Source organism: Pelagibacterium lacus, from assembly GCF_003345525.1.
Classification (GTDB): Bacteria; Pseudomonadota; Alphaproteobacteria; order Rhizobiales; family Devosiaceae; genus Pelagibacterium; species Pelagibacterium lacus.
Genome location: NZ_QQNH01000001.1, coordinates 194,256 through 203,751, shown reverse-complemented (window position 1 = coordinate 203,751; position 9,496 = coordinate 194,256). Strand labels below are relative to the sequence as shown.

Genomic DNA, 9,496 nt, shown 5'->3' with positions numbered 1-9,496 from the left:
TCATATTTGCCATGCACCAGGTGACCTGGCCCGATTTCTATTTTGCGCGTCACGGGGAAACCGACTGGAACCGTGAACGGCGCTATCAGGGCAGCCGCGATATCCCCCTCAACGCCACCGGCCGCAAGCAGGCCGATTCCTCAGGCGTCCTGCTGCGCTACCTGCTTGAGGAAGCCGGCGCCGATCCGGCCTCCTTCCATTGGTATGCCTCCCCGCTCGGCCGGGCGCGCGAGACCATGGAGCGCATGCGCGCCGCCTTCGACATGCCCTTGCCCGACGTCGTCTACGACCAGCGCTTGGTCGAGATTTCCTTCGGCAAGTTCGAGGGCCTGCTGCATGAGGAGATCGCCCGCGAGCGCGAGGCGCTGGCGCCAGGCCAGCGCGACGCCGGCTATTGGAATTTCCGTCCCGACGAGGGCGAGAATTACGAGGACCTCGCCGCGCGCCTCACCGATTTCGCCCAGCGCCTGACCGATCATTCGATCATCGTCGCCCATGGTGGGGTGCTGCGCGTCCTGCGCCATCTGGTCGAGGGCGTGGGGCGGGGCGAAGTGCTCAACTGGGCCCCGCCGCAAGGGGTCATCGCCCATTTCACCGGCGGCGGCATGACGCTGCACGCCGCGCAGAAGACCTGGTAGCGCAAGGGGAGGGCGCATCGATGGATGACAATCCGCTGACTCGCCCCGGCGTGGCCCATCCCGATATCACCGATCCCGATATCGCGCTTCTGGTGACGACCTTTTACGGCCGGGCCCGCGAGGACGATTTGATCGGCCCCATCTTCAACCGCGCCGTCGACGACTGGGACCACCACCTGGCCCAGATCACCGATTTCTGGTCCTCCATCATGCTGCGCACCGGCCGCTATTCCGGCCGTCCCCTCAACCCCCATCTGCGCCTGCCGCTCGAGCCGGTCCATTTCGACCGCTGGCTGGCCCTGTTCGAACAGACCGCCACCGAGATCTTCGGCCCCGAGATCGCGCATGAATTCATGATCCGGGCCAACCGCATCGCCGACAATTTCGAAATCGCCATCGGCACCCTGCGCGGCGACCTCCGCACCCCCCGCCACAGCGTGTGACGGGATCTTCCCTTCTCCCCTTGTGGGAGAAGGTGGCCGCGAAGCGGTCGGATGAGGGGGCGCAGCGCTTCAGCATACACCACCGCCACGCCCTCTCCACCCTTCGCATCATTGACCGCATCCGCGCGCCTGCCTAGAACAGCGCCACCACGCTGAGGAATCCCCTGCCCATGAGCGACAACAGTTTCGGCCGTCTCTTCCGCTTCACCACCTGGGGTGAAAGCCACGGGCCCGCGATCGGGGTGGTGGTCGATGGCTGTCCACCGGGCCTTCCCATCAGCGCCGAAGCCATCCAGCGCGATCTCGATCGCCGCAAGCCCGGCCAGTCGCGCTACACCACCCAGCGCCGCGAGGCCGACGAGGTCAAGATCCTCTCCGGCGTCTTCGAGGACGAGCGCACCGATGGCCTGCGCACCACCGGCACGCCCATTTCGCTGCTGATCGAGAACATCGACCAGCGCTCCAAGGATTATTCCGACATCCGCGACAAGTTCCGGCCCGGCCACGCCGACTACACCTATTTCCAGAAATACGGCCTGCGCGACTATCGCGGCGGCGGGCGCTCCTCGGCCCGCGAAACCGCCGCCCGCGTCGCTGCCGGCGCGGTGGCGAGGCTGGTCATTCCCTTCGTCACCATCCGCGCCTCGCTGATCCAGATCGGCCCGCACCGCATCGATCACGCCAATTTCGATTGGGACGAAGTCGGCCGCAACCCGTTCTTTTGCGCTGATGCCCGGGCTGCCGAGCAATGGGCGCCCTATCTCGACGGCATCCGCAAGGCCGGCTCCTCAGTCGGCGCCGTGATCGAGGTGGTGGCCGAGGGCGTCCCGGCCGGCTGGGGCGCGCCGGTCTATGGCAAGCTCAGCGCCGATATCGCCTCGGCCTTCATGTCGATCAACGCCGTCAAGGGCGTCGAGATCGGCGAGGGCATGCACGCCGCCGAACTCACCGGCGAGGAGAACGCCGACGAGATGCGGGCCGAGCGGCCGCTGCCCAAATTCCTCTCCAACAACGCCGGGGGCATTCTGGGCGGCATCTCCAATGGCGACCCCATCGTGGCGCGCTTCGCGGTCAAGCCCACCAGTTCGATCCTCACCCCGCGCCAGACGGTGACCACCCATAACGAGGACGCCGATATCGTCACCAAGGGCCGCCACGATCCGTGCGTCGGCATTCGCGCCGTTCCCATCGGGGAGGCCATGATGGCCTGCGTTCTCGCCGACCATTTCCTCCGCCATCGCGGCCAGACCGGGCGCGAGGGCGGTTTCGGCTTCGGCAGAAACGCCCCGTGAACCGCACGAGGGCGCAGGTTTTTCAGTTGATCACGGCAGGGGAGTGACAGCCAGTGACGCTTAGCGAATCCGATATGCGTGTGGATGCGGCCCTTGCGGCCATGAAGCGCGGCGGCATGGTTGTGGTCGTCGACGATCACGACCGGGAAGGGGAGGGCGACATCATCGCCGCCGCCTCCACCATCACCTCCGAGCAGATGGCCTTCATCGTCCGCCACACCTCGGGCATCGTCTGCACGCCGATCACCGGCGAGCGCGCGCAAAAGCTCCATCTCGATCCCATGGTCGCGGTCAATGATTCCGCCCATTCGACCGCTTTCACCATCTCGATCGATTTCAAGCACGGCACCACAACCGGCATTTCCGCCGATGACCGCACGGCGACCGTGCGCGCCCTCACCAATTCCAATGTCGCCGCCGAGGATTTCTCCCGCCCCGGCCACATTTTCCCCCTCATCGCCCGGCGCGGCGGGGTGCTGATGCGCTCAGGCCATACCGAGGCCGCCGTCGATCTGTGCAAGCTCGCCGACCTGCCCGATGTCGGGGTGATCTGCGAGCTGGTCAATGATGACGGCACCGTGACCCGCGGCCAGCAGGTGAGCGATTTTGCCTCCCGCCACGATCTCCCCTTGGTGTCGGTGGCCGATCTCATCGCCTATCGCCAGCGGCGCGAAAAGCTGGTCGAGCGCGTGGCGACCTTCGACATCGCGACCGTTGCCGGTCCGGCCATCGCCTATGCCTATTCCACCCCCTTCGACCGCGTGCAGCACCTGGCCCTGGTGTTCGGCGAAATTGGCGGCGGCCAGCCGGTTCCGGTGCGCCTGCAGCGCGAGGACATCGTCACCGACGTGTTCGGCGATGCCTCGGGGCTCAACGAGGCGATCGGGCAATTGGCCGGGACGGGGGGTGTCCTCGTCTATCTGCGCGAAGGCACCGCCGGGGTCGCCTATGATCGCGAGGCGGCACTGAGCGAGCGCGAGGACCACGGCTCGGCCCGCTCGCGCGAGGCCGAATGGCGGGAAGTAGGGCTGGGGGCCCAGATCCTGCGCGATCTGGGCGTGTCGACCATCCGGCCCCTCTCGTCCCGTTCGCGGCACTATGTGGGCCTCGAGGCTTTCGGCATTAGGGCGTTTCCAGGATAAGTGGGCACCACTTATCCGGTTCGGAAACGCGACAAAACAAGGACCTAGAGCGCCTGATCTGATTCAATCAGATCAGGCGCTCTAGGCTGGCGGCGGGCTGACCGTCACAGCGTGTGCGGGCCGTTGACCATGTGATCGGCCACCAGCCCCACGCCGAGCAGCACGAGGATGATCAGCCACACGATCAGGCGGCACCGCCCGCTGGCGCTCATGGCTGTGTCTCCCGCGCCTCCCTTACGGCAAGGTTTCGGGAAACCGCTTCTGCAGGTCCACCCGGTCGTCCACCGACCGCAGGCGCACGGTGAGGGAGGTCGATTCCACCGGCACCTGCGGCGGCAGGCTGAACGCCATCTCGGGCGTGTGCGCCTTGGACCATGCCTTGAAGCGGGCGATCTTGTTGGCGCCGGCGGCGGGCAGGGTGAGGGCATATCGGAACGTCATGGCAATGCTCGCATTTCTCATCAGGCCGGGGCGGACGCGCAAAGGCGCTGCGCCCGGAGCGCTGGGATTTTCGGGGAAGAGGGAAAACCACACCTGGCCCGGCGCTTGCGTGTTGCAGGTCGCCGAACCAGGCAATCAGCCGATGAGAAGTCTTGTGCGAACGTGGGCTCGCCAAATCCGAAAGAGCGTGATCATGAGCCTATCATGGCCGAATGCCGGCGCAAGTCAATGGCGGCCCCTCCCTTGGGCTCACCCCAAAGTCGCATGAGACATAAAGTCCTGTTTTCTCTGGTTTTTGGCCCTTGAATTGCCGTTATCGGACCCGATGTTAAAAGGCAGGGAGACGCCTTGCCCAAGGCCATTCCTGTCCTTCACGAAAACGAGCAAAGAGCTCCACGCGACCCCGCGTCAGGAGCCGGGAGATGAATATGCCTGCGATGCGCATTTGTGGTGCGTGCGATGGGCCGGTTCCCCGGGCGTCACACCGATGCCCCTGGTGCCGGACCGAAATCGAAAGCCTGGGGCGCCGCCCCGAGCATCTGTTCTCGACCTTTGACGGGCAGGGCGTCGGCCGGCGCATCCTGCCCCCGCCCGATCTCCCGGTGCCGGGGGAAAGCTGAGCCGGCCTGACCGGCCTATTGCATCTGATCGTAGAGGAAATAGGCCGCATCGTCCCAGGTGAGGTCCGGATTGTCGGCGCAGAACTGATACGCCGTCTTGTAGAGGGCGTCCTCGCCGACATCTAGCCCGGTCTCGAGGTCCAGTTCGTAGTTCCGGCCGGTGATATAGCCTAGCAGCCACCAGCGGTTCATGGCCCGATAGGTTTCGTTGTTGTGCTCTTCCATGATCTCGGGGCAGGTGACATTGCCCTTGACCAGATAGGCGTTGGCCTGTCCGCTTGCCAGCGTGGCGGCGGCGAGAATGGTGGCGAAGACAATACGGTTCATGGCTGCGTCCCTCCGCAAAACCTGCCATGCTGCGGCAGTGACACAAGCATTATCCGAGCCGCCGCGGGCAGGCTAGAGGGCTTTGCGGAAGGCTGCGAGGATTTCGGCGTTTCCATCCCCGCCCCGAACCGGGGAATCCCAGCGGCCGAGAAACCCCCAGCCCAGCCCGCCCATATGCGCGATGACCGCGCTCACCGCCGCCGCGACCGGCGCGTCGGGCAGGACGATGCCGCCCTTGCCGATATGGTCGCGCCCCACCTCGAATTGCGGCTTGATGAGCAGCAGCGCCTCGGCGCCCGGCGCGCAGAGCCGGCTTGGCGCGTCGATGATCTTGGTGAGCGAGACGAAGCTCACATCCGACACCATCAGCCCGATGGGCTCCCCGATCGTCTCGGGCGTGAGGTCGCGGGCATTGCGCCCTTCCATCGACACCACCGGGGCCATGGCCGCCACATCGGGGTGAAGCTGCCCATGCCCCACATCGACCGCATAGACCGTCCTGGCCCCGCGCTCCACCAGCACCTGGGTGAACCCGCCCGTCGAAGCCCCCAGGTCGAGGCAGGCCTTGCCGCGCGGGTCGAACCCCGCCGCATCGAGCCCGGCCACCAGCTTCAGCGCCGCCCGCGAGACATAGCCCGCCGCCGGATCGTCGAGCGTGATGCTGTCGGCCTCGCCGACCTGCTGATTGGGTTTTCGCGCGGTCTGGCCGTTCACCATCACCGTGCCGCGCAGGATCGCGTCGCGGCCCCGCGCTCGCGAGGGCACCAGCCCCCGCTGCTCGAGCGCGATGTCGAGCCGCGTCCGGCTCATGCGGCGATGAGGCGGCGGATCTTGTCGAGCGCTGTGGCCGTGGCCTCGCCCCAGGTGATGGTGCCGAAGAACTTGCCCTCGTCATCGATGAGGAACACCGAGGCGGTGTGGTTGACCAGATAGTCGGTCGTCCCCTCGGCCACGACCCGTTCGGAAAACACCCCGTAGGAGCGCTTGATCTGGTCGGTCTGGGCTTCGTCGCCCACCAGCCCCATCACGTCCGGCCCGAAATTGGAGAGATAGGCGCGCGTATGGTCCAGCGTGTCGCGCTCGGGGTCCACCGAGACGAAGACGATGCGCAATTCGTCGTCATCGAGCCCCAGCGTCCGCTTCCATGCGGTCGCCTCGGCCAGCGTGGTCGGGCAGACGTCCGGGCAATAGGTATAGCCGAAGAACATCAGGGTCGGCGTGCCGACCAGGTCCTCCTGGGTGAACGGCTCCGCATTGGCCGTCGAGACCATCTCGAACGGGCCGCCGAACATGGCGCCCGAGGGCTGGAACGGCCGCGTGAGATAGATCACCGTCGCCGAGATGGCCGCCAGGGAAACCAGGGCCCACAATACGATACGGACTTTGGCCAGCACGGCACGACTTCTTTATATCTGTTGATCCAGCGGCTCGACGCCCATCGGTGTGCCGTCCTTGGCCAGGGTGATCTTTTCGATCCGCGCCTCGGCCTGCTTGAGCAGGGCCTCGCAATGGCGCTTGAGCGCTTCGCCGCGCTCATAGATCGCGATGGATTCCTGCAACGGCGCCTTGCCGCCTTCGAGCTGGGCCACGATCTTTTCCAGCGCGTCCAGCGCGGCTTCAAAGCTCATCTCGGCAATGTCGGTCATGGCTGTCCTTCCTCGTCGTCATGGGGTCCGGCCTCGCCGGTGAGCAGCATGCCTACATGCGCCGACACGCCCGAGGCAAGCCCGCCAAGATCGTATCCGCCTTCGAGCATCGAGACGATCCGGTTTGAACAGCGCTTGGCCGCGATGTCCATCAACTTTCCCGTGAGCCATGCGAAGTCCGAACCCACCCATTGCAGCTGCGCCAGGGGGTCGCGCCGCTCGGCGTCGAACCCCGCCGAGACCAGAATCAGGTCGGGCGCGAAATTGTCGAGCGCCGGCAGGATGGTGTCGCGATAGGCCTGCCGCATGGCGTCCCCGCCGCTTCCCGCCGCCAGCGCGGCGTTGACGATATTGCCGACCCCCGTTTCATGCGGCGCGCCGGTGCCGGGATAGAGCGGCATCTGGTGGCTGGAGGCGTAGAATATGCTGCGATCGTCTTCGAAGATGTCCTGGGTGCCATTGCCGTGATGCACGTCGAAATCGACGATCGCCACCCGCTCGGCGCCATAGAGCCTTTGCGCCTGCCGCGCCGCGATGGCGATGGTGTTGACGAGGCAGAACCCCATAGAGCGCCCGCGCTCGGCGTGGTGGCCCGGCGGGCGCGAGAGGACGAAGGCATTGTCCGCCTCGCCCAGCACCACCGCCTCCAGCCCGCGCAGCACCCCGCCCAGCGCGCTGGCCGCTGCTTCGAGGCTCCGGTCGGAAACGAAGGTATCGGCGTCGATCTGGCCTATTCCCTCGGCCGGCCGTACCTTGCGGATGGTGTCCATGACACTGGGCGCGTGCACCAGCTCGGCCAGCGAGAGATCGCCTTGCGCCGCCACCTCCCGGGTGAGGCGGCCGAAACGGGGCTGCGCCAGGGCCTTTTCCGCCGCGGCGATGCGTTCGGGACGCTCGGCATGGCCCTGCGGCACGAGATGCGCGTCGGCATTGGCTTGGCTGATCAGAAGGGTCGTCATGAAAGCCTCGGCTGATTGCCCCTTCTTGACGTGGCGCCGGACGCTTGTCAAACAGCGTCGATGACACCGCCCGTCCGCCATCCCCAGACCCTTGCCGAGGCCGCCGCCCTGTTGCGCGCCGGTGACGTCTGCGCCTTCGCCACCGAAACGGTTTACGGCCTGGGGGCCGATGCCACCAATTCCGACGCGGTGCTGAAAATCTACGAGACCAAGGGCCGGCCGCGCTTCAATCCGCTGATCTCCCATTGCGCCGATCTGGCCATGGCCCGGCGCTATGGGGTCTTCTCCCCTCTGGCTCTCCGGCTCGCCCAAGCCTTCTGGCCCGGCCCGCTGACCCTGGTCGTCCCGCTCACCCCCGGCGCCGGCCTTTCCGACCTCGTGACGGCGGGGTTGGAGACCGTAGCCCTGCGCGTCCCCGGCCATGCCACGGCAAGGGCGCTCATCGAAGCGGTCGGCAAGCCGATCGCCGCGCCCTCGGCCAATCCTTCCGGCAAGCTCTCGCCCACGATGGCCAGCCATGTGCGCGACGCCTTCGCCGATACCGTCCCGGTGCTCGATGGCGGCCCCTGCGCCAGCGGCCTCGAATCGACCATCCTCGCCATCGATGGCGAAAGGGTCGTCCAGCTCCGGGCCGGCGCCTTGCCGCGCGAGGAGATCGAGGCGCTGCTCGGGCAGCCCGTGCCCATCGCCTCGGCCGATGCCGCCATCGCCTCGCCGGGCATGCTCAAGAGCCATTACGCCCCCGGCGCGTCCCTGCGCCTCGATGCCCCGGCCCCCGAGCCCGGCGAAGCCTATCTGGCCTTCGGCCCCGAGCCCCGCACCGGTGGTCCCATGCTCAACCTGTCGCCTGGGCGCGATCTCGCCGAAGCGGCCCGCAATCTCTTTCCCTTCCTCGCGCGGCTCGATGCGTCCGGGGCCGGCCGCATCGCCGTCGCCCCCATCCCGGCCACCGGGCTGGGCGAAGCCATCAACGACCGCCTTATCCGCGCCGCGGCCCCCCATGACTAGCGTCACGCTCAGCGGCGCATGCGGCAATTCCCCCAAAAATGCCTTTGCCGAACAGGTCGCCATCGCCCTCGTCACGGCCGACGCCGAACAGCTCGCCGACTGGCTCATCCCCGATTGCGTTGCCATTGTTTCAGGCGATGAAGAAATCCATGGCCGGGAAGCCGCCCTTGGGGCGCTCTCCGACATGCTGGGCAGGCCCGATGCCGTGACCATCCATCACGCCATCACCCATGGCCGCACCGGTGCCGTCAACGGCACGCTGACTACGGGCAAGACCCGCATCGGCTTCTGCTTCGTCCTCGCCTTCAGAACCACAAAGGCGGACAGCATCGCCGCCTTCCGCCTCTATCGATCCTGAAGCGCCTCAAGTTCGATCTTGAGCCTCGCGCCCGTTGCCTTGGCATAGCGCTGCAATGTTGCGATGGACGGCGAGACATTGCCGCCTTCGAGCCGGGCGATGGCCGATTGGGTTGTGCCGATCCGGCTTGCCAGTTCGGCTTGCGTCAGTTTCGCGCGCATACGCGCCCTGACCAGCGCCTCAACAACCGCAAACTCGGCGTCGGCCTTCTCATATTCTACCCGAAACACCGGATCGCCCATCAGGCGTTGTTTCAATTCGGAGAGCTTGGTCATGGCAAAATCTGTTTCATCCTGTTGCGTGCAATTTCCAGCGCCGTTTTCGGCGTTCTTTGGGATTTCTTGACGAACACATGGAGTACGATAACCCGGCGGCCGGACATCGTGACGTAAAGTCCTCTTGCAATCCCTTCCGCTGCCTTGGCGCGCAATTCCCACAGCTTGCCGTCGATGTGCTTGACATGCGGCGCGCCGAGCTTGTCCAGTCCGATCGACTCCACGGCTTCAAGCAGGCGGATCAAACGCGCCTGCAGACGTGGCGGTAGTGCGTCGATTTCGTTATCGACCACCTGACCCAGCGTTTCGACCGTCCATCGCATTTACGCAATATAGCGTATATGCGA

14 protein-coding genes are annotated in these 9,496 nt (G+C 66.1%); 6 read left to right on the top strand and 8 right to left on the bottom strand.

The features are described 5' to 3' along the window. Positions 1–11 precede the first annotated feature (11 nt). The 4 genes from DVH29_RS01030 (at position 12) to ribB (ending at position 3,515) form a co-directional block, all read left to right on the top strand. Positions 12–638 (top strand): histidine phosphatase family protein, encoded by a 627-nt coding sequence (locus tag DVH29_RS01030; protein WP_114644284.1) that lies wholly within the window; start codon positions 12–14, stop codon positions 636–638. Between the two features lie 20 nt (positions 639–658). After that, positions 659–1,081 (top strand): group III truncated hemoglobin, encoded by a 423-nt coding sequence (locus DVH29_RS01025; RefSeq protein ID WP_114644283.1) that lies wholly within the window; start codon positions 659–661, stop codon positions 1,079–1,081. A gap of 170 nt (positions 1,082–1,251) precedes the next feature. Further along, positions 1,252–2,373, top strand: coding sequence for a chorismate synthase (gene aroC, locus DVH29_RS01020; RefSeq protein ID WP_114644282.1), 1,122 nt, complete (start codon positions 1,252–1,254; stop codon positions 2,371–2,373). 74 nt (positions 2,374–2,447) lie between these two features. Next, on the top strand, positions 2,448–3,515 hold the full coding sequence (ribB, locus tag DVH29_RS01015; RefSeq protein ID WP_114644394.1) for a 3,4-dihydroxy-2-butanone-4-phosphate synthase: 1,068 nt from the start codon (positions 2,448–2,450) through the stop codon (positions 3,513–3,515). Between the two features lie 234 nt (positions 3,516–3,749). Here ribB and DVH29_RS01010 read toward each other — a convergent pair whose 3' ends face one another. The 6 genes from DVH29_RS01010 to DVH29_RS00985 all read right to left on the bottom strand — a co-directional run bounded on the left by DVH29_RS01010 (position 3,750) and on the right by DVH29_RS00985 (position 7,508). Continuing rightward, on the bottom strand, positions 3,750–3,956 hold the full coding sequence (locus tag DVH29_RS01010; RefSeq protein WP_114644281.1) for a hypothetical protein: 207 nt from the start codon (positions 3,954–3,956) through the stop codon (positions 3,750–3,752). Between the two features lie 635 nt (positions 3,957–4,591). Next, the gene (locus DVH29_RS01005) at positions 4,592–4,903 is read right to left on the bottom strand and encodes a hypothetical protein (RefSeq protein ID WP_114644280.1); all 312 of its coding nucleotides are present in this window, start codon (positions 4,901–4,903) and stop codon (positions 4,592–4,594) included. Positions 4,904–4,975: 72 nt separating this feature from the next. Beyond that, on the bottom strand, positions 4,976–5,713 hold the full coding sequence (locus DVH29_RS01000; protein WP_114644279.1) for a TlyA family RNA methyltransferase: 738 nt from the start codon (positions 5,711–5,713) through the stop codon (positions 4,976–4,978). Beyond that, positions 5,710–6,297: an SCO family protein gene (locus DVH29_RS00995; RefSeq protein WP_147275969.1), complete on the bottom strand. Its 588-nt coding sequence runs from the start codon at positions 6,295–6,297 to the stop codon at positions 5,710–5,712. The genes DVH29_RS01000 and DVH29_RS00995 overlap by 4 nt, the downstream gene beginning before the upstream one ends. A gap of 12 nt (positions 6,298–6,309) precedes the next feature. Next, positions 6,310–6,549, bottom strand: coding sequence for an exodeoxyribonuclease VII small subunit (locus DVH29_RS00990; RefSeq protein ID WP_114644277.1), 240 nt, complete (start codon positions 6,547–6,549; stop codon positions 6,310–6,312). Then, positions 6,546–7,508 carry a histone deacetylase family protein gene (locus tag DVH29_RS00985; RefSeq protein WP_114644276.1) on the bottom strand — a complete coding sequence of 321 codons (963 nt, stop codon included), beginning with the start codon at positions 7,506–7,508 and terminating at the stop codon, positions 6,546–6,548. Before DVH29_RS00985 ends, DVH29_RS00990 begins: the two co-directional genes overlap by 4 nt. A 60-nt stretch (positions 7,509–7,568) precedes the next feature. On the opposite strand from DVH29_RS00985, the gene DVH29_RS00980 reads away from it, so the two are divergent. Both DVH29_RS00980 and DVH29_RS00975 read left to right on the top strand, forming a co-directional pair. Next, positions 7,569–8,516 carry an L-threonylcarbamoyladenylate synthase gene (locus DVH29_RS00980; RefSeq protein ID WP_114644275.1) on the top strand — a complete coding sequence of 316 codons (948 nt, stop codon included), beginning with the start codon at positions 7,569–7,571 and terminating at the stop codon, positions 8,514–8,516. Further along, complete coding sequence (locus tag DVH29_RS00975) at positions 8,509–8,874, top strand: nuclear transport factor 2 family protein (RefSeq protein ID WP_114644274.1); 366 nt, start codon at positions 8,509–8,511, stop codon at positions 8,872–8,874. The genes DVH29_RS00980 and DVH29_RS00975 overlap by 8 nt, the downstream gene beginning before the upstream one ends. On the opposite strand, the gene DVH29_RS00970 is transcribed toward DVH29_RS00975, so the two are convergent. Together DVH29_RS00970 and DVH29_RS00965 are read right to left on the bottom strand one after the other, a co-directional pair. Next, positions 8,862–9,149 (bottom strand): helix-turn-helix domain-containing protein, encoded by a 288-nt coding sequence (locus DVH29_RS00970; protein WP_114644273.1) that lies wholly within the window; start codon positions 9,147–9,149, stop codon positions 8,862–8,864. The genes DVH29_RS00975 and DVH29_RS00970 overlap by 13 nt on opposite strands. Then, positions 9,146–9,442 (bottom strand): type II toxin-antitoxin system RelE/ParE family toxin, encoded by a 297-nt coding sequence (locus DVH29_RS00965; protein WP_245944837.1) that lies wholly within the window; start codon positions 9,440–9,442, stop codon positions 9,146–9,148. Before DVH29_RS00965 ends, DVH29_RS00970 begins: the two co-directional genes overlap by 4 nt. Positions 9,443–9,496: the final 54 nt, after the last annotated feature.